Origin of the sequence: Salinispora pacifica DSM 45544 (genome assembly GCF_000378845.1) — a bacterium.
In the GTDB taxonomy this organism is placed as follows: Bacteria; Actinomycetota; Actinomycetes; order Mycobacteriales; family Micromonosporaceae; genus Micromonospora; species Micromonospora pacifica.
The window spans coordinates 504968-527201 of record NZ_KB905359.1; the positions used below are offsets into that span (position 1 = coordinate 504968).

Consider the following 22234-nt stretch of genomic DNA (forward strand, 5'->3'; position numbering starts at 1 on the left):
GTCGGCCCGCGCTGGAGTCACCGTGCCGGGGGTGCCGGCCTACCGACCCGGCAGTACGGCTGGCAGACGTGGGTCGGGCGCCGAGGCGCACAGTGGAGGAGGTTCGGTGTCGCAGCGGCCGGCTCGAGTTGGCACTCCGCAGGCCTCCGGCCAGGTCTTCACGCTGCCGAACCTGATCAGCTTCGTCCGACTCCTCGGTGTTCCGGTCTTCCTCTACCTACTCCTGGTGGCCCAGGCCGATGTGGCCGCGATAGTGGTGCTGGCGGTCGGTGGCACCACCGACTGGGTGGACGGCTGGGTCGCCCGGCGGCTCCGGCAGGTGAGTCGACTGGGCGAGCTCCTCGATCCGTTCGTGGACCGCCTCTACATCCTGGCCACGCTGGTCGCATTCACTGTCCGTGAGGTGGTGCCGTGGCAGTTCACGGTGGCGTTGCTCGCCCGTGAGGTGCTGCTGTTGGGTTCCCTCGGCACGCTACGTCGCTACGGATACGGGCCTCCGCCGGTGCACTATGTGGGCAAGACGGCGACGTTTCTGTTGTTGACCGCGTTCCCGGTCCTGTTGCTGGCGAAGGCGGTGCCAGCAACAGTCTTCAGCGCGGCTGGTTGGAGCCTGGCCTGGTGGGGGCTGACCCTGTACTGGGTCGCTGGCGCGATGTATGTGGTGCAGGCCAGGCGGCTGGTGCGGGCAGCGAGGACACGATGACCGACTCGCAGCTTCGACCGGAGAGCCGGGAGTCGACCGGGCGGACGTACGCGCCGGATTTCCTCACCGAGCTGTTCCGCAATCCGCTCGATCCGGGGTACGCCGACGCGGCGGCCCGGCGGCGGCAGGGGGCCACGGTGAGGTGGCCCCGGTCGGTCCGGGCCGTGAGCCTCGTCGTCGTCGTGGTGCTCGGTGTTCTGTTCGCGGTGGCGTACCGGCAGACGGTGACGGCTGCGCCGGGGCGCCAGCAGGCTCGGGAGGGACTGGTGGCACAGATCGAGCAGCGGGAGGACGAGACCGACCAGCTGTCAGAGCGGGCCGACGAGTTGCGGGCGGAGGTGGCCCGGCAGCGGGCCGCCGCGCTGGGGACGGACGCTGCGCAGCTACACGAGTTGGAGGCCGGCACCGGTTTGGGCCGGGTGAGTGGGGACGGTGTGGTGGTGCGGTTGGCCGATGCTCCGCCAGATCAGCAGATGGTTCCGGATCCGGTCTCCGGGCCACCGCGGGTGATCTACATCGATCTTCAGGGGGTCGCGAACGGGCTGTGGGCGTCGGGGGCGGAGGCGATCTCGATCAACGGGCAGCGGTTGACGGCAACGTCTACGATTCGGTCGGCCGGGCAGGCGATCTTGGTCGATTTCCGGCCGGTGACCGGACCGTACGAGGTGTCGGCGATCGGCCCGGACGAGTTGCGGGAGCGGTTCGCGCAGACCCGGATCGCGGCGATGATGCGGCAGGTCGCGGCGGATACCGGGGTGGCGTTCGAGATGCGGGACGCCGATGACCTGACCCTGCCTGCCGCGCCGGATCCGCGGCTACAGTACGCGCAGCCACCGGCCAGTCCGACGCCGTCGGGTCGGCCGGTCAGTCCCGGGGCGTCTGGTTCGCCGACGGCTCCCGATTTCGGAGGTGGTCGATGATTGCGGCGTTGGCGTTGCTCGCGGGCGTGCTGCTTGGGTTGTGGCTCGATCCGACAGTGCCGGGGGCGTTGCAGCCGTATCTACCGATCGCCGTGGTGGCGGCGTTGGACGCGGTGTTCGGTGGGGTGCGGGCGAAGCTGGACCGGATCTTCGACGACAAGCAGTTCGTGGTGTCGTTCATCTCCAACGTGTTGGTGGCTGGCCTGATCGTGTATGTGGGGGATCAGTTGGGGGTGGGTAGCCAGCTCTCGACCGGTGTGGTGGTGGTGCTGGGGGTTCGAATCTTCGGGAATGTGGCGGCGATCCGCCGGCATCTGTTCCGGGCGTAGGTTGGTCGTGATGAGTGGTGACGAGCACAACGAGACGGGTACGGGTTGGCCGGGCCAGCCGGGTCCGCTGCCTCCGGCGGGTCCGGCGAGGGAGCCGGATCCTCGTCCGGACGCGCCGGATCCGGACGAGTTGAGTCCGCTGGCACCGGAGGCCGAGCCAGCCGAGTCGGGTGAGCCAGCCCAGCCAGCCGAGCCGGGCGAGGCGACGCTGGATCGCTCGGCGGAGCGTCCGTTCACGTCCGCCCTTGCCCTGATCGGCGGCTGGCGGCGGACGAGTCCGGCTACCGTGATGATCTTTGTCTTGCTGGCGTTGCTGGGATTCACGCTGGTGGAGCAGTTGCGGACGACATCAACGGATCCGACCATCTCGGCGGCGCGACAGGAGGATCTGGTGCGGATTCTCTACGACCTGAACGCTCGGGAGGACCGACTGCGGCAGGACATCGCGGCTTTGGAGGACAGCCAGCGTCAGCTGGCGTCGGGGGAGCAGGGCCGGCAGGCCGCGTTGGAGGAGGCGGCGCGGCGGGCGGATGAGTTGGGGATTCTGGCCGGGACGCTGCCGGCGCAGGGGCCGGGGCTGGTGGTGCGGTTCGAGCCCGGTGGTGCGGCGGCGATTTCGGCGATGCGGGTGTTGGACGCGGTGCAGGAGTTGCGGGGCGCGGGCGCCGAGGCGATGCAGATTTCCGGCGGCGACCGGGTGACGGTACGGATCGTTGCCTCGACCTATTTCCTGGATGGGGAGAATGGTTCCCTGTTCGTGGATGGGCGGTTGTTGACGGGGCCGTACACGATGACGGTGATCGGGGATCCGGCGACGATGCGTACGGCGTTGAACATTCCGGGCGGGGTGGTGGCGACGGTCGACGGTGACGGCGGTACGGTGATCGTCGAGGATCGTGAGGTGGCCGAGGTTTCGGCGCTGCACGCCCCGATCGAGCTGGAACACGCCCGTCCGATTACGTGACTGGCGGCGCGGCTGCGCCGTCACGTGGGGACTGGCGCACGATGGGATGAAGGACGCATCTGGTGATTCCTGAGGATCTACGGTATACCGCCGAGCACGAGTGGGTTGCAGGTGGTGGCGACGGTGTGCTGCGGGTTGGTATCACGCACTTCGCGCAGGACGCGCTGGGTGACATCGTCTTCGTCCAACTTCCCGAGGTGGGGTCGGCGGTGTCCGCTGGCGATTCGGTAGGTGAGATCGAGTCGACGAAGAGCGTGTCGGAGATCTACACCCCGGTCGGCGGGACGGTGTCGGCGTGCAATGAGGCGCTGGGCGATACTCCCGAGCTGATCAATAGTGATCCGTATGCTGCGGGTTGGCTGTTCGAGGTCACCGTGGCTGACCAGGGCGGGCTGGACGGCCTGCTGTCGGCGGGTGCGTATCGCGAGCTCACCGAGGGCTGAGTGGTGCCCTTCTGCCGGCGCGGGGGTTGGTTCCGCGCGTCCGGTTGCCCTGCTTTTCGGCGCTGGCTAGGCTCGCCCAGTCGACCGAGAATCCGATAGTTGAGCGTTGTGTAGTTGCCTTCCTGGCACGGGGAGCCAGCCGCCGGGTGCGAGAATGCCCGGCGGCCAAACCCGCTCTTACTCGACGCTGACCGAATAGATCCGTGAGGTGGTCCCGATGACGCGCCCAGACGACGAGTTCCCCCCACTCGACGTCACTTCGACGCTCAATCTCGGCTCGCTCGAAGAGGCCCTGGAGGGGCCGGTTACCGATGTGATGCCGAACCGGATGTCCGGCTCGTTGCCGCCAGGGATGGCTCTGCTGGTGGTGCGGCGGGGGCCGAACGCGGGCGCCCGGTTCTTGCTGGACCACGATGTGACGACCAGTGGGCGGCATCCGGACAGTGACATTTTCCTGGATGACGTGACGGTGTCGCGGCGGCATGCGGAGTTCCACCGGGATGGTGGGACGTTCACGGTGCGGGATGTGGGGAGCCTGAACGGGACGTATGTGAACCGGGAGCGGGTCGAGGCGGCTACGTTGAGCAATGGCGACGAGGTGCAGATCGGTAAGTTCCGGTTGGTGTTCCTTGCTGGTCCGCGGCCCGAGGAGGGGGCCGGCCGGGGGTGAGTGAGCCGGCGGCGTCCGCTGCGGCGGGGTCATCCCGTCCGCAGCCGTTGATGAGCATCGGTGAGGTGCTGGCCCAGTTGCGGGTGGATTTTCCGGATGCCACGTTGTCGAAGTTGCGGTTCCTCGAGGCTGAAGGCCTGGTGGAACCGCAGCGGACGGCGGCGGGGTACCGGAAGTACAGCTGGGATGATGTGGCGCGGCTGCGGTTTGTGCTGACCGCGCAGCGGGATCAGTATTTGCCGCTGCGGGTGATTCGTGAGCAGTTGGCGGATTGGGACGCCACGGGTGAGCAGCCGGGTCGTTCTCGGCCTGCGTTGGTGGCGGTGGGCCCGGGTGGGGAGGTGCCGGGGCAGCCGGCGGAGGCCGAGTCGGCGCGGATGCGGTTGGATCGGGCCGAGTTGATTGCCCGCAGCGGTGTTGACAAGGCGACGCTGGTGGAGCTGGAGCGGCTTGGTGTGGTGGTGACGGATCCGCCGGGCTGGTATGACGGAGATGCGTTGATCATCGCTCAGGCGGTGGCGGGTCTGGCGGCGTACGGGTTGGAGCCGCGGCATCTGCGGGGGTATCGGTTGGCGGCGGACCGTGAGGTGGGGTTGTTTGCGCAGTTGGTGACGCCGTTGGCGCGGCAGAGTGATCCGGCGGCACGGGCGCGGGCGGCGGAGACGGCGCGGGAGTTGGTGGCGTTGTCGCAGCGGTTGCACGCGGCGTTGGTGCGGGTGGGGTTGCGTTCGACGTTGGGGCGGTGAGGCGGGTGTGCGGAAAGATCTGCTCGGTTGCGCGTGCCGTAGGCTTGCCGGGGTAACCCCTTCTGCGGCGCGTGCCGCGCGTGGGACGGCCGGGTCGCGGTCCGTGTACCGTGCAGAAGGGGTGCGGTGCGGCGTAGGTGACAACGACACGGAGGCGGCGGTGCGCGAGCTGAGTGTGGTCGGAGTTCGGGTGGAGCTGCCGGGCAACCAGCCGATCGTCTTACTCCGGGAGGTCGAGGGGGACCGTTATCTGCCGATTTGGATCGGCGCGGTCGAGGCGACGGCGATCGCCTACGAGCAGCAGGGGGTCAAGCCGACGCGGCCGTTGACGCACGATCTTCTGCGCGATGTGTTGGCGGCGTTGGAAGCGCCGTTGCAGGCGGTGGAGATCACCGAGTTGAAGGAGAATGTCTTCTTCGCTGATCTGTTGCTCGGTGACGGGGTGCGGGTGTCGGCGCGGCCGAGTGATTCCATCGCGTTGGCGTTGCGGGTGGGGGCGCCCATTCGGTGCGCCGACGAGGTTCTCAGTGAGGCCGGGATCGTGATTCCGGATGAGCAGGAGGACGAGGTGGAGAAGTTCCGGGAGTTCTTGGACCAGGTGAGTCCGGAAGATTTTGCCGGCTGATTCGGCTGACCGGTTGATCCGGTGGTCATGGGCTGTTGCGCTGCCGTCACGTTTGGTTACGGCCTCTGTGGGCGTGTTGCGGGCGCGGCGTGTCGTGTTGTTGTTGCCTGGTAACCGTCGGCTGCGGCGTTAGGGTGACCGTATCGAGGGGTGCTCGTTTCGGCGTGGGCGTGGCACCGCACGGCGGGGAGGTTGTCCGGATGCAGGAGCCGTGGGATTCCGATTTGGGTTCGGGGCCAGGTGCGGCGGCGATTGACGGTGACAGCGAGGTCGGCTACCGAGGTGTGACGGCCTGCCACGCGGTGGGTATCAGTTACCGGCAGTTGGACTACTGGGCGCGGACGGATCTGGTCGTACCGGGGGTGCGGGACGCGTCGGGTTCGGGTACGCAGCGGTTGTACTCGTTCCGGGACCTGGTGGTGTTGAAGGTGGTCAAGCGGCTGCTGGATGCTGGGGTGTCGTTGCAGAACATCCGGAAGGCGATTGAGGCGTTGCGGTCGCGGGGGGTGGCGGACCTGGCGGGTATCACGTTGATTTCCGATGGGACGACGGTGTACGAGTGTCGGTCGCCGGAGGAGGTGGTTGACCTGTTGCAGGGTGGCCAGGGGGTGTTTGGGATCGCGATCGGTGGGGCCTTCAAGGAGGTCCAGGGGTCGTTGTCGCATCTGCCGGCGGAGCCGGTGGCACCGCAGTCGGCGGCGCCGACTGCGGTGGAGGTGGTGGGGGATGAGTTGGCGGCGCGGCGGGCGCGGCGGCGGGTGAGTTGAGCGGCGGTGGTGGGCGGTTGGTCGCGGACGCGGCAGCATGGTTCTGGTGAGCGAACAGGTTGACGTGCTGGCAGGGTTGGTCTCGGGTGGCGGAGTGGTGGTGCTCAGCGGTGCTGGCCTGTCCACCGAATCGGGTATCCCCGATTACCGGGGGGCCAGTGGGGCGGCCCGGCGGCATTCTCCGATGACGTATCAGGTGTTCACGCGGGACCCGTTGGCGCGACGGCGGTATTGGGCGCGGAGTCATCTGGGGTGGCGCACGATTGCCGGGGCGGTCCCCAACGACGGGCATCGGGCGGTGGTTCGCCTACAGCGGGCCGGCTTGGTGGACGGGGTTGTCACGCAGAACGTGGACGGGTTGCACACGGCGGCGGGTAGCAGCGGGGTGGTGGAGTTACATGGGCGCCTGGCCGAGGTGGTGTGCCTGGAGTGTGGGGCTGGGGTGTCGCGGTGGGAGCTGCATCAGCGGTTGGCGGAGGTGAACCCGGGGTTTGCGGCGTGGGAGTCGACGGTCAACCCGGATGGTGATGTAGATCTCGCCGAGTCGGCGGTGGCGGGGTTTCGTATGGTCGATTGCGCCCAGTGTGGCACGGGAGTTTTGAAACCGGATGTGGTGTTTTTCGGGGAGTCGGTGCCGGCGGAGCGGGTGGCCCGGTGTTTCACCATGGTGGAGTCCGCGCGGCTGCTGCTGGTGCTTGGGTCATCGCTGACGGTTATGTCCGGGCGGCGGTTTGTGGTGCGGGCGGCAGGTTTGGGGATTCCGGTGGCGATTGTTAACCAGGGCGCGACCCGCGGCGATGCGTATGCGGCGGTGACGGTGGATGCCCCGCTGGGCCGGGTGTTGCCGACGCTGGCCGATCAGTTGGGTGCCGTCCCGGACGGCGCGGGTCAATTGGGTGCCGTCCCGGACGGCGCGGGGGGACCGGTCGCGGTGGGCTGACCGTGGCGGTTGTTGTGCGGTCGGTAGTGGCCCGGGTGGGGACGCCCGGGTGGGGATGGTCGCTGGTAGCGTTGGTCGTGCCGGTCGCACCCGTGTGGGAGAGACCGCCCGGAAACCACCCGGTGCGGCGCCGAAGGGGCAAATCCTCCCCGGAACCTCTCAGGCAAAAGGACCTCACGGGTAGGCACTGTGGAGCGTCTGTGGGCGCGACAGAGGGGGAGGCCGACCTGTCGACCTCATCCCCGGGGAGCGCCCCATGTCCCTTGAGCAGTTCGCCGCCCGTCATATCGGTCCGGATCCGCAGGACGAACGCCGGATGCTGGAGGTCGTCGGCTACGAGTCTGTCGACGAGCTGATGGATGCGGCGATTCCGGAGGCGATCCGTTGGTCGGGCACCCTGGACCTGCCGGCGCCGGCCAGTGAGTCGGAGGCGTTGGCGCAGCTGCGGGCGCTGGCTGAGCGCAACACTGCCGCGGTGTCGATGATCGGTCTGGGCTACTACGGCACGCACACGCCGGCGGTGATCCGGCGCAACGTGTTGGAGAGTCCGGGCTGGTACACCGCGTACACGCCGTACCAGCCGGAGATCAGCCAGGGTCGGCTGGAGGCGTTGCTGAACTTCCAGACCATGGTCACGGATCTGACCGGGTTGGCGACCGCGAACGCTTCGATGCTCGATGAGGGCACCGCGGCGGCCGAGGCGATGACGTTGGCGCGGCGAGCGAGCCGCAGCCGGAGCCAGGTGTATGTGGTGGATGCGGACACGTTGCCGCAGACGGTGGCGGTGATCGCGGGTCGGGCCGAGCCGCTCGGCATCGACGTGCAGGTGGTTGACCTTGATCGTGTGGAGCTGCCGGCGGAGTTCTTCGGCCTGCACCTGCAGTATCCGGGGGCGTCCGGGGCGGTGCGGGACCATGCTTCGGTGGTGGGTGCCGCGCATGCCGCGGGCGCGTTGGTGACCGTGGCCGCCGACCTGTTGGCGTTGACGCTGCTGCGTCCGCCGGGGGAGATCGGTGTTGACATCGCGGTGGGAACCACCCAACGGTTCGGGGTACCGATGGGATTCGGTGGCCCGCACGCCGGCTATCTGGCGGTCCGCGCGGGCTTGCAGCGGATGCTGCCCGGACGGTTGGTCGGGGTGTCGCGGGACGCGGATGGGGAGTCGGCGTACCGGTTGGCGTTGCAGACCCGGGAGCAGCACATCCGTCGGGAGAAGGCGACGAGCAACATCTGCACCGCGCAGGTTCTGCTTGCGGTGATGGCCGGGATGTACGCGGTGTACCACGGCCCGGACGGGTTGCGTGCGATCGGGGCGCGAACCCATGCGATGGCGGCGCGACTGGCGGCTGGGTTGCGCGCGGGTGGGGTGGATGTTGCGGATGTTCTGTTCTTTGACACGGTTTCGGCGGTGGTGCCGGGCCGGGCGGCGGCGGTGGTGGCGGCTGCCGCGCAGCGGGGGGTGAATCTGCGGCTGGTGGACGCCGACCGGGTGGGTGTTTCCTGCGACGAGACCACGACGGAGGCGCATCTCGCGGCGGTGTGGGCGGCGTTCGGGGTGCCGGTCTTCACCGGTGCGGTGGATACGGCGTTGCCGCCGGCGTTGGCCCGTACGTCGGATTTCCTCACCCACCCGGTGTTTGGCGCCCACCGGTCGGAGACGGCGATGCTGCGGTACCTGCGTCGGCTGGCGGACCTGGACTATGCCTTGGACCGGGGCATGATCCCGTTGGGGTCGTGCACGATGAAGCTGAACGCGACCACTGAGATGGAGCCGGTGAGCTGGGCGGAGTTCGCGCAGGTGCATCCGTTGGCGCCCGAGTCGCAGACCGCGGGCTACCGGGAGCTGATCGCTCAGTTGGAGGGCTGGCTGGCGGAGGTGACCGGATACGACGCGGTCAGTGTGCAGCCCAACGCTGGTTCGCAGGGGGAGTTGGCGGGGCTGTTGGCGATTCGTGCGTATCACCGGTCGCGGGGTGCGGAGCACCGGAACGTGTGTCTGATTCCGTCGTCGGCGCACGGTACGAATGCCGCGTCGGCGGTGATGGCGGGGATGCGGGTGGTGGTGGTCGGCTGCGACGTCGACGGCAACATCGACCTGATTGACCTTGACACCAAGATCGATGCGCATCGGGAGACGCTCGCCGCGATCATGGTGACGTATCCGTCAACGCATGGCGTGTATGAGACGGGCATCGCTCAGGTGTGTGCGAAGGTGCACGACGCGGGCGGGCAGGTGTATGTCGATGGGGCGAACCTCAACGCCCTGGTCGGGTTCGCCAAGCCGGGACGGTTCGGTGCGGACGTGTCGCACCTGAATCTGCACAAGACGTTCTGTATCCCGCATGGTGGTGGCGGGCCGGGGGTGGGGCCGGTGGCGGTGCGCTCGCATCTGACGCCGTTTCTGCCCGGTGACCCGCTCGCGGTGGATTCGCCTCGGCCGGCGGTGTCGGCGGCCCGGTACGGGTCGGCGGGGATCCTGCCGATTCCGTGGATGTACCTGCGGATGATGGGTGCGGCTGGGCTGACCCGGGCCACCGGGGTGGCGGTGCTGGCGGCCAACTATGTGGCGGCGCGGCTACGGGGCGCTTTCCCGGTGTTGTACGCGGGCAACAAGGGTTTGGTGGCGCACGAGTGCATTCTGGATCTGCGGCCGTTGACGAAGGCGACGGGGATCAGCGTCGATGATGTGGCCAAGCGTCTGATCGACTACGGTTTCCACGCGCCGACGATGTCGTTCCCGGTGGCCGGGACGTTGATGGTGGAGCCGACGGAGAGCGAGGATCTCACCGAGTTGGATCGATTCTGTGACGCGCTGATCGCGATCCGAGCCGAGATCGACAAGGTGGGGTCGGGGGAGTGGCCGGCGGAGGACAACCCGTTGGTGAACGCCCCACACACGGCGGCGATGGTCTCGGCTGACCAGTGGTCGCACCCGTATCCGCGGTCGGTTGGGGCCTACCCGGCGGGGAATCGGCTGGGGAAGTACTGGCCGCCGGTGCGGCGGATCGACGGCGCGTACGGGGACCGGAACCTGGTGTGCTCCTGTCCCGCGCCGCAGGCGTTTGAGGAGTGACACGCGGCCGGCGGGCCGGGCGGGGTTGTCCGCCCGGCCGGTTGGTGTCGACTCCCAGGCCGGTGACCTGTTCGGGCGGCTAGCCTGAGGGCGACGGAACCAGATGACTACTGTGAGTTGCCATCAGGCGACGAGGGCGTGCCGAGCTGGGCCGCGGTGCGGGGCGATACTGCTTCCGTCGGGGAGTATCTCGCCGGTGTCCTCGAACCTGATGACCCCGTTGCAGAGCAAGCTCCAGCCCTGTTCAGGGAAGCAAGCGATGACTTTGGCGGCGTCCCGGTCGGTGGCGTCGGCGGAGGGGCAGGTGGGTTGGTGCTGGCACATCGGGTTCTCCGGAGGGTGGGGGAACTGTGTGATGGTTCACATGGCCAGTGACGCACAGTACCAAGTTCAAGTGACGAGCATCGAGCGGGTGTGCGCGTGCCGCGTGGAAAATCCACTGAACGGTTGAGGCGGAATGGACCAGATAGCGTGGAAACGCTTCCAGCGAGGGTGACGGCGGCTCCGCCAGCGGCGCCGCCGGGCTGCCGGAGCGCCCACGTCGAACGGGCCCGCTGGGAGTGGCGCGTCGGCGACGGCGGTGACCCGGCGGCGCTCGTCCAGGAGTTCCTCGCCGCTCAGGGTCTCGCCCTGGACGACCTCGCTCGGCCGGCGGGACGAACCCCAGAGCGGGCCTGCGGGGCTGCCCTCTACGTCTCGGCCGCGGCCGGCGCGCTGGGGGTCGGCCGCGGCCCTGGCCCGGCCACCCCGGCCCCCGCCCTACCCGACGTGGCTGTCGTCGTCTACGGCCACGCCGCCACGTCCCGTAGCCGCCCGGCCCGCCGCCGGCCGTCGGGCTGGCGGCTCGGCGCCTGGGCGGAGAGTTGGACCCCACAGCAGCACGCCGACGCGGTGCGTGCCGTCCGCGCGGCAATCGGCCGCGGGGATGTTTACCAGGCCAACCTGGTCGGACACGCCGCCGCCCGCTACGCCGGCGATCCGCTGCCCGCCCTGGCCCGCCTCGGTGCGCTGCCCGGCGCCCGGTACGGGGGTGTACTCACCGGCGCCGGGTGGGCGATTGGCTGCGCCTCCCCGGAGACCCTCGTGGAGGTCACGGCCGGGCGGATGATCACCCGGCCGATCAAGGGCACCCGCCCGGCCACCGTCGCCGGCCGGGCCGCGCTGTTGTCCAGCGCGAAGGAGCGCGCAGAACATGTCATGATCGTCGACTTGCAGCGCAATGATCTGGCTCGGCTTGCCCGTACCGGCACCGTCGCGGTGGACGAGCTGTTCGCCGTACGACGGTGGTGCGACCTGTGGCAGGCGGAGTCGACCGTCTCCGCGGCGGTCGCCGAGGGGGTCGGTCTGGCGGAGTTGCTGCGCGCCGTCTGCCCCGGCGGGTCGGTCACCGGGGCCCCGAAGCTCGCCGCCCTGGCGCACATCGCCGCCTTGGAGCCGGTGGGTCGGGGGGCCAGCATGGGCGCGCTGGGTTGGGTCACGTCCGGCCGGGTCGACCTTGGTTTGACTATTCGCACCGCCGCGGCTGACGCCGATCACCTGCACGTGTGGGCCGGCGGTGGCATCACCTGGGGCAGCGACCCGGAGGCCGAGGTCGCGGAGGCGGCGGCGAAGTCGGCCCCGGTCCGCGCCGCGTTGGCCACCGAGGGGCTGCGGCGGGGCATCGGTGGTAACGTGTGACCGTCCTCGACGGGCGTATGTCTCGGCTATCTCGAGGTCGCCCCCACCCAGGATCTGCTGCATTTGAGCGACCGTCAGGGCCGGGTTGGCTGCGGCCGGGCCTACCGGACGACCATGCCAGAGAGGGCCTGGAACGCTTTGCCTGGGCGTTGGAGGTAATGCGGGTCGCGCCTGCCGACCGGGTACTCGAGATGGGCTGCGGCCACAGGGTCGCGGCCACCCTGGTGTGCGAGCGGCTCGACGGCGGGCACCTGCTGGGCATCGACCGCTCGGCGAAGATGATCGAAGCCGCCACCCGACGCAATCAGGCTCACGTGGCGGCCGGGATCGCCGACTTTCGGACCACGACGCTGGCGAAGGCGGAGCTACCGTCGTGCGCCTACGACGTGATCTTCTCGTTCAACGTGAGCCTGTTCTGGACCGCGCCGGCGCGGGAGCTGGACCAGCTCGCCGAGACGCTGGCGCCGGGCGGGCGCATGCTCGTCTTTCACCAGCCCCCCTTCCCGGAGAAGAACCAGCAGGTCGTGGACGCGGCGACGGCGTTGCTGACGGAGGGCGGCTGGAAGGTCCAGGACACCCTGTGCGCAGACATCGCGCCGGTCGAGTCGGTGTGCCTCTTCGCCGTGCGGTGACGCGGTCAGCGCTCCGCCAGCGGTGACCCGGACCGGTCGGGGCCGGGCTTCAGCCTCCATCGCTTTGGGATCCGTGGTGATGCAGATCCCGGCCCCGGCCGCGCTGACCACCGCGACCCTGGACGCGCCCTCTCCGGCGGACGGTTCCGGCTCGGGCGCGGCGTCTCCAACCCCGACGTGTCGGAGGGCTGGTACGGCGTGCCGATCGACGCTCCGCTGCACCTCTGCGCGGAGGGTACCGTCCGGACCTGTCGATCTATCTCGTCGCAGTGGGGCCGGCGACCCTACGTCGGATGTCTTCTCAGGTCAGAGGTTCGACCTCGCGGCTACCCAGGGCGGCCATCGACGGTGGGAACATCGACACTAAAGGGGCGACCGTACCGGACCATCCCCGGTCAACCATGGCAACCGGCAGCAGGCATCATGTGATAGCCGACGGGAACGGCATACCCTTCGCGGTGATCACCACCGGCGGCAACGTGCCCGACATCAGCAAGGCCGTGGACCTGCTTGACGCGGTATCACCGGTCACCGCCGACGGTTCCCCGCCCTGCTCTTGGACAAGGGATACGACAGCGCCGGCTTCCGGGGCGCTTGCCGTAGCCTTTCTGCGGTGCTGAAACATTAGGAGTCGCGGCCGGACCGCGCTACCAGGCCCGTTCCTCCATCGGGTCCGGCCGTGTTTCAGATTCTTCACTAGTGGGCGACGGGCCCGTAGTTGTCCCCAAGTCCGGCGTGGACCCCATGGCTGTCGGTCCGGCCGGTCGATGGAAGAACAGGTTGCGGAGGGTCGGCTCGCCCTCGGCTGAACACCCCGAGAGCGTTGCTACCGCTGCCGAGCGGTCGGCGCCTCGCACGTGGGCGGCCGACGTGCCGAGCAGGACAGCCGGCCACGGCCACCTGACGAGGGCGTAGTAGCCGGCCATCGCTAGCGCGCGGTGCGGATCAGAGAGGTCGGGTAGTCGTGAGTCATCGAAGTTCCCTTCGGGGCGCGGTGGTGTTTTGGCTGTAGCTCCGGCATCTCTTTTGAGGGTTTTGTTCGCATTAATGCCTATATGGGAGTTGGTGTCGGATTAGCTCGGGGCGGTTGCTACCGCCTACCTGGTAGCCGAGGAACACGCCTGCCTCGGGGGTGGGGTGTTCCTCGCCGTTCACGGAGGGAAGGATAACGAGACCGCATGAACCAACTGCTCCACGACCACGAACCCGCCCCGCCAGGTGGACGGCGCGCCAGTTCCCGATGGTGGACTGTCGGGCTGGCCGGGATGACCGGCCTGACCCTGAGTGCCGTGGGCGTCACCGTCGCCCCGGCCGCTGACGCTGTCGTACGTACCCCCACCATCGCCGGCGACCGATCGTCCACCGACGATGACCGCAGCCAACGCAATGACCGCAACCACGACCAGGACAGGAACAGGGGCGAAAAGAATAAGGACTGGAGGAAGCAGGCAGAGCCGAAGGGTGTCCCTATTCCGTGTAAGGCGGACGCCCTGATCGCTGCGATCACCCTGGCCAACGCCCGCGGCGGCGCCACCCTCAACCTGGCCACAAAGTGCACCTACACCCTCACCGCGAACATCGACGGCGCCGGCCTGCCCGCGATCACCACCCCCATCACCCTCAACGGTGGCGAACACACCACCATCACCCGGGCGGCCGCCGCCGACCAATTCAGGATTCTCACCGTCGACACCGGCGGTAACCTCACCCTTAACCGCCTGAAGATCACCGGCGGACAAGCCGCCGAAAACGGTGGAGGTATCAGCGTCGCCGCCGGCGGCTCCGCCGTCATTAACCACAGCAAGATCCTGGACAACATCACCAGCCAGGGTGGCGGGGGCATCTTCAACCAGGGAACCGTCTTCGTCACAGGCTCCAGCGTCAACCGGAACGTCGCTGGTGAAACAGGGGGCGGCGTTTCCAGTAGCGGCCCACTAAGAGTCGTCAAGTCCCAGATAGATCGGAATACCGCAAACGTGGGCGGCGGTGTCGCTGCAGCCGGCGCTAGCGTCAAGGGGGGAAGTATAGCCGGAAACAGGGCAGCCCTCAGCGCCGGTGGCATGCTCATCGACGACGGTATCGGCACCGTTGTTGGCACCCATGTCACCGGGAACACCGCCGGTGACGCCGTTGGCGGCATCGCGGTCATAGACGGGGGACAGCTGACACTGCGGCGCGTCGGCCTCACCGACAACACGGCCGGCAGTAGCGGAGGTTTGTTCGTCTCTGGACCGATCAGTAACGGTACTTCCTTTGCTGTCATCGAGGACAGCCTCATCAAAAACAACAATGCCGGCTCCGACGGCGGCGGGGTGTCCAATCAGGGAATCACTATCTTGCGACGTGCCACAGTCGCCGGCAACGAGGCAGAAGGCCAAGGCGGCGGCATCTACAACACGCTCGGCGGTGCCGTACGCCTGTTCGATACAAAGGTGGTCAAGAATGTTGCTGTCACTGATGGTGGGGGTATTTTCAACGGGGCAGGTGGCACGGTCGAGCTGAACATCGCCAGTGGCACCGTTGTGGTCAAGAACCGGCCGGACAACTGCTCCGGCGACGTTCCCGGCTGCGCTGGATAGTGAGCGAGTACGCCAGATCCACGAGGGATCCCGTTCTGCCGTTTGCCGGTGGGGACGGGATCCCTTCGCCGTATCTACGCGGTCAGTGCTCCGGTTTGTCCGCCGGTGCTGTGGGCGATCCGGTCCAGCTAGTCCTTGAACGAGCCTCCGCCGTTGGGGCGCGGTTCCTCGAGGGCGGCGAGAGGCCGCTCGATGCGGCCCGCCCGCGTCATGCGCTTGGGGCGCCCCTCGGGGAGGCCGGGCCGGGGTGGTTCGCCGAGCATGTCGTTGACGAGACCGCACTGATGAAGCACGCCTTAAGTCCAGAAGAGCTCGAAGACTTGCAGCAATTCGCCGGCGAACGGGGAACGCCGCTGGACAAGGCCCTCGCCGAGTACGGCTGGCGGCACACCTTCGCCCGCGCTGTCGACCAACTCCGCACCGCCCATCCGGCCGCCTTTGCTGACGCTGGCGCCGGCCCAGGACAGCGCGCCTGGGTGTGATTCAAGGAAGCAGCTCCCCGTAATGTACAGGCGACACTCGCCGCCATTCCCGTTGCCGTCCAGGTCCACGAACACCTTGGCTGGAGCGAGTCCGAGTTGGTAACGGCCGCGCAGGGAGTTCACTACGCGTTGCTCAATGACTCCTCGGTGGCGACCGACCCGGACACCACCACCGGCGCCATCCGGGTGTCGGTGGGCACCGAGAATGGCGCCCCTGTGACCGAGATGCGTGCCCGGGTGGCCGCCGCCGCCGACGGCGGACCGGCCGCCTCGCTCCTACGTGCCGTTCCGGCCAGCCTTACCGTGACGATCGAGATGGACCCGCAGCTGACCAGCGGCAATCATGCCGTCTATGGTGGTGGATCCCTCTCCAGCTGTACCGCTGGCTTCCCCGTCCGCCGGTCGACCAACACATCACAGCACGGCCTGAGCACCGCCGGGCACTGCGACAACTATCAGACGTACGCGGGTCGGAGCGTACTCACGTACATGGCCGCGCATGAGGGCTCACAGGGTGACATGCAGTGGCACCGGTCAACCGAGGCGGTGGGCAACCAGTTCTACTACAACACAGGCGTGCGGCGTAACGCCCAGTACGTCGGCAGCCCCACGCCCGGCCTGCCGGTCTGCAAGTTCGGCCAGACCTCCGGGGCCACCTGCGACGAGGTGTACAAGCTCAACCAGTGCCGGGGCGTGTACTGCGGCCAGGCGATGACCCACCGCCGCAAGGCGGCCAACGGCGACAGTGGCGGCCCCTGGTACTGGGGCACCACCGGCTACGGTGTGCACTCTGGGTACAAAACCTACAATCTGCTGCAACGCGACATGTTCACACCGATTCAGCAGGTCCACATCACCCTGGGCCTGCTACTCAAGACGTCCTGACCAGGGGCATCAAACACTCACGGACCAGGAGGGACGCACATGCCGAGCTATCTCCGTTCCCGAGTCTCCGCCTACGCGCTCGTCCTGCCGATGGCCTTCCTGTCCGGCTGTGGGGAGGACAGCCCAGGGCGGACCGTGGAAGCGAACGGGGTCATCACGTTCGTGGCACCGGAGGCTGATGGAGGCCGAGACGCCGAGATCGTCGGTGAACTTGTGGTGGGCAAGGGCCAGTGCCTGGCCGTGCAGACCGCGGAGAATCGGAGACTGGTCGTCGTGTGGCCGGCCGGAAGCGACCTGAAGACCGGCGGCGGCACCACCGGGGTCGAGGTACCCGGCGCGGGCACCGTCCAGGTCGGCTCCACTTTCACTGCATCTGGCGGCTACGCCACCCCACCGCTCGGTGACGACATGCCCACCATCCCCGAGACCTGCGCCAGCGGCGCGGAGCAGGTCGCAGTCATCGACAAGCTTCACGGTCAGTAGCACTTTCGGCCCCGGTGTGACGCCGGATCTTCCTCGCGCACCGAGGTGAGTCCACAGCACCGAAGCGCACCCGCCCCGCCTGGGGACGGGTGCGCTTCGGTGCTGTTCGTCCGGGTCGGATCCGTGTAGGTGCGGACGTCGCTGGTGCGGACGGGCCGCCACCACGCCAATCGGCCGCGCAGCCCCACCCGCGCCGCAAGGTCACCGGTGGACGCGCAGAAGGAGACCACCATGACCACCAGCCGCCCCGCCCAACTCGCGCCCGTCCGCATCGGCCGCGGCAACGCCGTGCACCTGGGCAGCCGCAGCAGCATCACCGGCCCCAACGGCGAGCCCCGATACATCGCCTGGTGCGGCGCCAGCGGCAGCGGCGACACATCCGCACCGGCGAAGCCGCCACCGACCCCATCACCCGCCGCACCTGCCAGCGCACCCAGCCCCGACCCATCCAACTGATCAACGCTGCCCTCACGCGGCAGGATGGGTGATGCGCTGTATCCACGCCTCTCACAGCTCCCGCGCGGCCCGCCAATCCCTACTCATCCGCAGGGCCTATTCAGGCATGTGGATCACGGGTAGGCCATCGCCGTAGCGGTGACCCTCGCCAGTCAGGATCGACGCCCGATGTTCCAGCGCTGCCCGTACCGTCGTGGCCAGGTCGGCGCGGCTGGTGACCTGGCGCCAGTAGGCCAGCTCCAGCCAGTCCTCACCCCAGGTCGGCAGCACCACGCAGACATCCATAACCAGCAGCGCGTGCAGGTCCTCCCGGCCTTTCGGATCGGCCAGCAGCGCCAGGGCCTCGGCGACGGTGACACTGGTGATGCCTACCCGCTGCCGGTCGGTGACCACCTCCGCTACCGGCTCGACAGCGTGGATCGACCCGGCCACGTACGCCAGCACCGCCGACCGGTCCAACACCAGGGTGATCGGAGCCTCCTGGTCCTCGGCGCTCACGCGGCCGGCGCCTGCTGGTCGCCGTCGAACAACCCGCGCTCCATGTGCTCACGCACCTGCTGCTGTAGCGCGGCGTACCGCTCGGGCGTCCACTCGGCCTGCACCGTGTACCGGCGCGCACGAGCGGCAGCCACCCCCTCCTCCGTGATGGCGATGCCCCGACGAGCCTGCTCGTCACGGAACTGCTCCCACGCCCGCTGCGCACGCACTGCCCCGGTCACATAGGCGCTCGCCTTCCCCTTGCCCTGGCTCTCCAGGGTCTCGGCCACATCCGGAGGCACGCTGATCGACAGCTTGCGGAACTCAGTCATACCGAAACCTTACTTCGGTAGCACCCGCGATGCCGGCAAGCGCCCCAACGGGTCACGACCCGACCGGCCAGGCAGGCCGCGTAACTGGAACTGTCACCCATCGGTGCAGCAGACCCCTACGCCGACGTCCGGCGTCGCGACGTCCGCTGATCGGGCGGCTGCGGATACAGGCACCCGCGATCCGTGACCTCCGTCCTGGTGGTGGGCAACAGGTCAGCCCAACTAAACCGTGCCGCCGGCCGCTGTCCGGGCAGCTCGCTCGATCTTCGCGCGGTAGGTCTCACGGGCTCCCGTGTCGATCTGCTCCTCGTGCTCGGCTCTGAGCCCGGTCCGGCCGTCGAGCTGTTCGCGCAGGATGTCGGCGTGCCCGGCATGCCGGGCGGTGTCCATGAGGACATGGACCACGACGTTGAGCAGCTTCACCTCGGGGCGCGGCCACCACGGCACGTAGCCGGCAGCGTCGATGGGCAGCTCCGTGATCGTGGCCTCCGCATGCTCCCAGGCGCGCTGGTAGAAACCGATGACCTGCTCTCGGGTCTCGTCCTGGGCAACCCACAGGTCGCTGCCGTCGGCATCGCGCCAGTGCGGCAACGGCTCCGGAAACGGACGGCCAAAGACCTCACCGAAGTACCAGGCCTCGCAGGTCGCCAAGTGCTTGACCAAACCAAGAAGGTTGGTCCCGGTCGCTGTCAAGGGACGCCGGATGTCGTACTCGGACAGGCCTTCGAGCTTCCATACCAGGGCCGCGCGGGTCCGCTTGAGCTGGCCATGAAGGCAGTCCTTCACCGAATCATCGATCATGGTGCACGAGCCTGTCATGCGGCAGCAAGGGCAGCGGCACCGCAGCCGGCCTACACCGAGGCCCTGCGCCGGCGGTAGCGAGATCGCCCGACGGACATCAGCCAACGAGCGACCAGAATAAGCCAATATGTGCCGGTTTCATGCTTTAGGTTCGCTTTTGGGGCTACTGGCCGATCGGAAGACTTTTGTGTACTTGACTCCTGTTGTGGCGTCAGCTCGCTGCCACCGCACCGGACCGACCGCACAGAAAGCGATGAACGATGTTGCAGAGCAGGAGACTCCCCCGCCCGTCCGGGGAGCGCGGCCGGCACCGCGCCCCCCGGACCGTCGCGGCGGTCAGCGCCGTGGCCCTCACCGGAGTCGCTGGCCTGGCCGGCGCCGGGCCGGCCACCGCGTACCAGCCCTCGCCCGACCGCGCCGTCACTGACGGCCAACCACACCGGGAATGGTCGAAGGTTGACGGTGAGTGGGGTGGTGACTGGGGGAAGGCCGGCCACTCGGGTTGGAAGCGGGATGCGCATGGTGACGGGAAGGGCAAGGGCACCCCGGTGCCCTGCGACCCCAACGCGCTGATCGCCGCGATCACCGCGGCGAACCAGGCCGGCGGCGGCACGCTACGCCTGGCCGAGAAGTGCACCTACACCCTCACCGTCAACCAGGACGACAACGGACTACCCCAGGTCTTCCAGCCCATCACGATCCACGGCCAGGGCGCCACCATCATCCGGGCCGCCGCCGCCGACAACTTCCGCATCTTCGAAGTCGTCACCGGCGGCGACCTCACCCTCAAAGACCTCACCGTCGCCGGCGGACGACTCGAGGGCGGCAACGACGACGGCGGCGGCATCTTCGCCGGAGAAGGCACCCGCCTGACCCTCGAACGCGTGACCGTCCGGGACAACATGACCCTCGGCAACAACGGCGACGGCGGCGGCATCTCCGGTGACCGGAGCAAGGTCACGATCACCAAGAGCACCATCACCCGCAACACCGCCACCGATGAGGGCGGCGGTGTCTCCAGCGACAACGGCACCTTTACGATCAGCAAGTCGAAGCTGACCCACAACACCTCCGGCACCACCGGCGGCGGGTTCTCCAACGACGAGGGCTCCGCCACCATCAGCCACACGCTGATCAGCGACAACACCGCCACCGACGGTGGGGGTGTGGACAACGACGGCAACCTCTCCGAGATCGTCCACAGCACCATCGTCCGCAACACCGCCAGCGGCCTCGGCGGCGGCATCTACGACAACGGCAACGAAGCCCTCCTGCTCCAGCACGTCAAGGTCGCCGAGAACACCGCCACCTCCGGCGGAGGGCTCTACCTCGTTGAGGACATCGGCGCCACCATTGAGGACAGCAAGATCGTGTACAACACCGCCACCACCGGCGACGGCGGCGGCATCGCCATCGTCGGCGATGCCGTGGTGGCCCTGCGCCGTACCACCGTCTCCGGCAACCAGGCCGGGGAAGTCGCCGGCGGGATCTTCTTCGACCCGTCCGACCCGACCACCGTCCTCACCCTCACCGACGTCCGCGTCACCGACAACCTCGCCCAGAACGAACCCGGCGGCGTCTACAACAACGGCGTGATCAACGTCTTCGGCAAGGTCATCATCATCAACAACCGACCCACCAACTGCACCGGCAGCCCCAACCCCGTACCCACCTGCTTCGGCTGACCGACCTGCTCGAGATGCCCCGGCGGTGACCGCCGGGGCATCTCGCTGCCCGGGCCGGCACCGTCCCGCCGTTCCGCCGGGCGATAGTCTCTGGGCCATGACGATGCGCCCGATCCGGATCATCGGCGACCCGGTGCTTCGCACTCCCGCCGCGGTGGTCACCAGCTTCGACGCCGAGCTGCGCGCGCTGGTCGCCGACCTGATGGACACGCTGCTCGGTGCTCCTGGCCGTGCCGGGGTGGCCGCCCCGCAGATCGGCGTCTCCGCCCAGGTGTTCGTCTACGACGCCGACGGCCACCGCGGCCACCTGATCAACCCCACGCTGGAACTCGGCGAGGATCGCCAGGACGACGATGAGGGCTGCCTGTCGATTCCTGGCCTGTACTTCCCGACCCCGCGCGCCATGCGCGCCACCGCACACGGTGTGGACCAGTACGGGAAACCGTTGACCATCACCGGCACCGGCTTCCTCGCCCGCGCTCTGCAACACGAGACCGACCACCTCGCCGGTCGACTCTACGTGGACACGCTGCGCGGGGAGACCCGCCGGCGTGCCCTGCGGGAGATCCGCGCCGGCCGCTACGCGCCGCGTGGTCGGTGACCGCCGCCCCCACCGAGGCGGGTACCGGTTGGCCGCGCTCACCTCATCGTCCCCGCCGCTGCCGCAGCCACAGGCCGAGCGACCCGACCGCCACGAACACCAGCACTGAGCAGACGAACACTTTCACCACCGGCCCACCATGCCACGGCTCTAGGCTGAATCGGTGCGCCTGGCCACCTTCAACCTGCTGCACGGGCGGTCGCTCACCGACGGGCTGGTCGAGCCGCCCCGGCTTACGGCTGCCGTCGCTGCTCTTGCTGCCGATGTTCTCGCCCTCCAAGAGGTCGACCTGGGTCAGGGCCGCAGCGGCTACCTGGACCAGACCGCTCTCGCCGCCGACGCCCTTGCCGCCGGCGAACACCGCTTCGCCGCCGCCGTCGTCGGGGAACCCGGCGGAGCGGTCCGCCCGCTGACCCACGACGACGACGGCCAGGACGAACCCCGTTTCGGCATCGGCCTGGTCAGCCGCCATCCGGTTATCTCCTGGCGGGTCATCCGGCTGAAGCCGGCCCCGGTCCGTGCACCGATCTACGTACCCGGAGCCCGTGGTGGCCTCGTGCTGCTCCGGGACGAACCTCGCGTCGTGCTCGCGGCGGTCTTGCGCACCCCGCGCGGTCCTCTGACGGTGGCCACCACCCACCTGTCGTTCGTCCCCGGTTGGAACGCCCGCCAGCTACGCCAGACCGTCCGCGCGCTGCGGGCCCTGCCCGCACCACGGATCCTGCTCGGCGACCTCAACCTGCCCGCCGGGGCGGCGCGACTCCTGACTGGGTGGCGTCCCCTCGGCCGCCGACCCACGTTTCCGGCTGGACGGCCCCGCATCCAGCTCGACCACGTCCTGGCCGACCCGCAGGACCGCCATCGGCTCCCACCGGTGACGGCCGTGCGAACCCCACTGTCGGTGATCTCCGACCACCGGCCCCTCGTGGTTGACCTCGGCTGACCGGCGGCGCTGGCGTGGTGT

General features: G+C 68.6%; 25 protein-coding genes, 1 pseudogene and 1 riboswitch. Of the genes and pseudogenes, 21 read left to right on the forward strand and 5 right to left on the reverse strand.

All coding sequences use genetic code 11. The annotated features are described in order from the left end of the window. The first annotated feature begins 106 nt into the window (after positions 1–106). The 11 genes from SALPAC3_RS0102240 (at position 107) to gcvP (ending at position 10180) form a co-directional block, all read left to right on the forward strand. Positions 107–703, forward strand: a complete 597-nt coding sequence (locus tag SALPAC3_RS0102240) for a cardiolipin synthase ClsA (protein WP_018219645.1) — start codon at positions 107–109, stop codon at positions 701–703. Further along, positions 700–1623: a DUF881 domain-containing protein gene (locus tag SALPAC3_RS0102245; protein WP_018219646.1), complete on the forward strand. Its 924-nt coding sequence runs from the start codon at positions 700–702 to the stop codon at positions 1621–1623. The genes SALPAC3_RS0102240 and SALPAC3_RS0102245 overlap by 4 nt, the downstream gene beginning before the upstream one ends. Then, positions 1620–1952 (forward strand): small basic family protein, encoded by a 333-nt coding sequence (locus SALPAC3_RS0102250; protein WP_018219647.1) that lies wholly within the window; start codon positions 1620–1622, stop codon positions 1950–1952. The genes SALPAC3_RS0102245 and SALPAC3_RS0102250 overlap by 4 nt, the downstream gene beginning before the upstream one ends. A 10-nt stretch (positions 1953–1962) precedes the next feature. Next, complete coding sequence (locus SALPAC3_RS0102255) at positions 1963–2916, forward strand: DUF881 domain-containing protein (RefSeq protein ID WP_018219648.1); 954 nt, start codon at positions 1963–1965, stop codon at positions 2914–2916. A gap of 62 nt (positions 2917–2978) precedes the next feature. Then, positions 2979–3359, forward strand: coding sequence for a glycine cleavage system protein GcvH (gene gcvH, locus SALPAC3_RS0102260; protein ID WP_018219649.1), 381 nt, complete (start codon positions 2979–2981; stop codon positions 3357–3359). A gap of 217 nt (positions 3360–3576) precedes the next feature. After that, entirely contained in the window at positions 3577–4029 is a 453-nt protein-coding gene (gene odhI / locus SALPAC3_RS0102265) for an oxoglutarate dehydrogenase inhibitor Odhl (protein WP_018215541.1), read from the forward strand. Positions 4030–4079: 50 nt separating this feature from the next. Continuing rightward, on the forward strand, positions 4080–4775 hold the full coding sequence (gene ftsR / locus SALPAC3_RS0102270; RefSeq protein WP_196231405.1) for a transcriptional regulator FtsR: 696 nt from the start codon (positions 4080–4082) through the stop codon (positions 4773–4775). A gap of 160 nt (positions 4776–4935) precedes the next feature. Then, positions 4936–5400 (forward strand): bifunctional nuclease family protein, encoded by a 465-nt coding sequence (locus SALPAC3_RS0102275; RefSeq protein WP_018724884.1) that lies wholly within the window; start codon positions 4936–4938, stop codon positions 5398–5400. A gap of 200 nt (positions 5401–5600) precedes the next feature. After that, positions 5601–6167 carry a MerR family transcriptional regulator gene (locus SALPAC3_RS0102280; RefSeq protein WP_018219651.1) on the forward strand — a complete coding sequence of 189 codons (567 nt, stop codon included), beginning with the start codon at positions 5601–5603 and terminating at the stop codon, positions 6165–6167. Positions 6168–6204: 37 nt separating this feature from the next. Continuing rightward, positions 6205–7107: an NAD-dependent protein deacetylase gene (locus SALPAC3_RS0102285; protein WP_018219652.1), complete on the forward strand. Its 903-nt coding sequence runs from the start codon at positions 6205–6207 to the stop codon at positions 7105–7107. 85 nt (positions 7108–7192) lie between these two features. Next, positions 7193–7292, forward strand: a riboswitch (glycine riboswitch). 71 nt (positions 7293–7363) lie between these two features. Beyond that, complete coding sequence (gene gcvP / locus SALPAC3_RS0102290) at positions 7364–10180, forward strand: aminomethyl-transferring glycine dehydrogenase (RefSeq protein ID WP_018219653.1); 2817 nt, start codon at positions 7364–7366, stop codon at positions 10178–10180. 123 nt (positions 10181–10303) lie between these two features. On the opposite strand, the gene SALPAC3_RS0102295 is transcribed toward gcvP, so the two are convergent. Continuing rightward, positions 10304–10504, reverse strand: a complete 201-nt coding sequence (locus SALPAC3_RS0102295; RefSeq protein ID WP_018219654.1) for a DUF5999 family protein — start codon at positions 10502–10504, stop codon at positions 10304–10306. A gap of 96 nt (positions 10505–10600) precedes the next feature. On the opposite strand from SALPAC3_RS0102295, the gene SALPAC3_RS25240 reads away from it, so the two are divergent. The 7 genes and pseudogenes from SALPAC3_RS25240 to SALPAC3_RS25245 all read left to right on the forward strand — a co-directional run bounded on the left by SALPAC3_RS25240 (position 10601) and on the right by SALPAC3_RS25245 (position 16918). Beyond that, complete coding sequence (locus tag SALPAC3_RS25240; RefSeq protein ID WP_080635240.1) at positions 10601–11857, forward strand: chorismate-binding protein; 1257 nt, start codon at positions 10601–10603, stop codon at positions 11855–11857. A 17-nt stretch (positions 11858–11874) separates the two neighbouring features. Beyond that, positions 11875–12489: a class I SAM-dependent methyltransferase gene (locus SALPAC3_RS0102305; RefSeq protein WP_269744929.1), complete on the forward strand. Its 615-nt coding sequence runs from the start codon at positions 11875–11877 to the stop codon at positions 12487–12489. Between the two features lie 58 nt (positions 12490–12547). Continuing rightward, a pseudogene (locus SALPAC3_RS28555) lies at positions 12548–12708 on the forward strand (LLM class flavin-dependent oxidoreductase); the annotation flags it as partial. A 959-nt stretch (positions 12709–13667) separates the two neighbouring features. Then, on the forward strand, positions 13668–15068 hold the full coding sequence (locus tag SALPAC3_RS0102310) for an autotransporter outer membrane beta-barrel domain-containing protein (RefSeq protein ID WP_018219657.1): 1401 nt from the start codon (positions 13668–13670) through the stop codon (positions 15066–15068). A gap of 110 nt (positions 15069–15178) precedes the next feature. Then, the gene (locus SALPAC3_RS28560) at positions 15179–15550 is read left to right on the forward strand and encodes a hypothetical protein (RefSeq protein ID WP_018219658.1); all 372 of its coding nucleotides are present in this window, start codon (positions 15179–15181) and stop codon (positions 15548–15550) included. 96 nt (positions 15551–15646) lie between these two features. Then, positions 15647–16435 carry a S1 family peptidase gene (locus SALPAC3_RS0102320; protein WP_232430444.1) on the forward strand — a complete coding sequence of 263 codons (789 nt, stop codon included), beginning with the start codon at positions 15647–15649 and terminating at the stop codon, positions 16433–16435. Between the two features lie 39 nt (positions 16436–16474). Next, complete coding sequence (locus SALPAC3_RS25245; protein WP_018219660.1) at positions 16475–16918, forward strand: hypothetical protein; 444 nt, start codon at positions 16475–16477, stop codon at positions 16916–16918. On the opposite strand, the gene SALPAC3_RS27820 is transcribed toward SALPAC3_RS25245, so the two are convergent. From SALPAC3_RS27820 to SALPAC3_RS0102345, 4 genes are all read right to left on the reverse strand, one after another. Then, on the reverse strand, positions 16912–17370 hold the full coding sequence (locus tag SALPAC3_RS27820; protein WP_018219661.1) for a hypothetical protein: 459 nt from the start codon (positions 17368–17370) through the stop codon (positions 16912–16914). The two genes, SALPAC3_RS25245 and SALPAC3_RS27820, sit on opposite strands and share 7 nt — an antisense overlap. 100 nt (positions 17371–17470) lie before the next feature. Then, on the reverse strand, positions 17471–17872 hold the full coding sequence (locus SALPAC3_RS0102335; protein ID WP_018219662.1) for a hypothetical protein: 402 nt from the start codon (positions 17870–17872) through the stop codon (positions 17471–17473). Further along, positions 17869–18183 carry a hypothetical protein gene (locus tag SALPAC3_RS0102340; protein ID WP_018219663.1) on the reverse strand — a complete coding sequence of 105 codons (315 nt, stop codon included), beginning with the start codon at positions 18181–18183 and terminating at the stop codon, positions 17869–17871. Before SALPAC3_RS0102340 ends, SALPAC3_RS0102335 begins: the two co-directional genes overlap by 4 nt. Positions 18184–18405: 222 nt before the next feature. After that, on the reverse strand, positions 18406–18984 hold the full coding sequence (locus SALPAC3_RS0102345; protein WP_018219664.1) for a DinB family protein: 579 nt from the start codon (positions 18982–18984) through the stop codon (positions 18406–18408). Positions 18985–19244: 260 nt separating this feature from the next. Here SALPAC3_RS0102345 and SALPAC3_RS0102350 point away from each other — a divergent pair, with 260 nt between their 5' ends. From SALPAC3_RS0102350 to SALPAC3_RS0102365, 3 genes are all read left to right on the forward strand, one after another. Further along, positions 19245–20669 (forward strand): hypothetical protein, encoded by a 1425-nt coding sequence (locus tag SALPAC3_RS0102350; RefSeq protein WP_026185158.1) that lies wholly within the window; start codon positions 19245–19247, stop codon positions 20667–20669. Between the two features lie 97 nt (positions 20670–20766). Then, positions 20767–21270 carry a peptide deformylase gene (locus SALPAC3_RS0102355; RefSeq protein WP_018219666.1) on the forward strand — a complete coding sequence of 168 codons (504 nt, stop codon included), beginning with the start codon at positions 20767–20769 and terminating at the stop codon, positions 21268–21270. A 163-nt stretch (positions 21271–21433) separates the two neighbouring features. Continuing rightward, the gene (locus tag SALPAC3_RS0102365) at positions 21434–22213 is read left to right on the forward strand and encodes an endonuclease/exonuclease/phosphatase family protein (protein WP_018219667.1); all 780 of its coding nucleotides are present in this window, start codon (positions 21434–21436) and stop codon (positions 22211–22213) included. Positions 22214–22234: the final 21 nt, after the last annotated feature.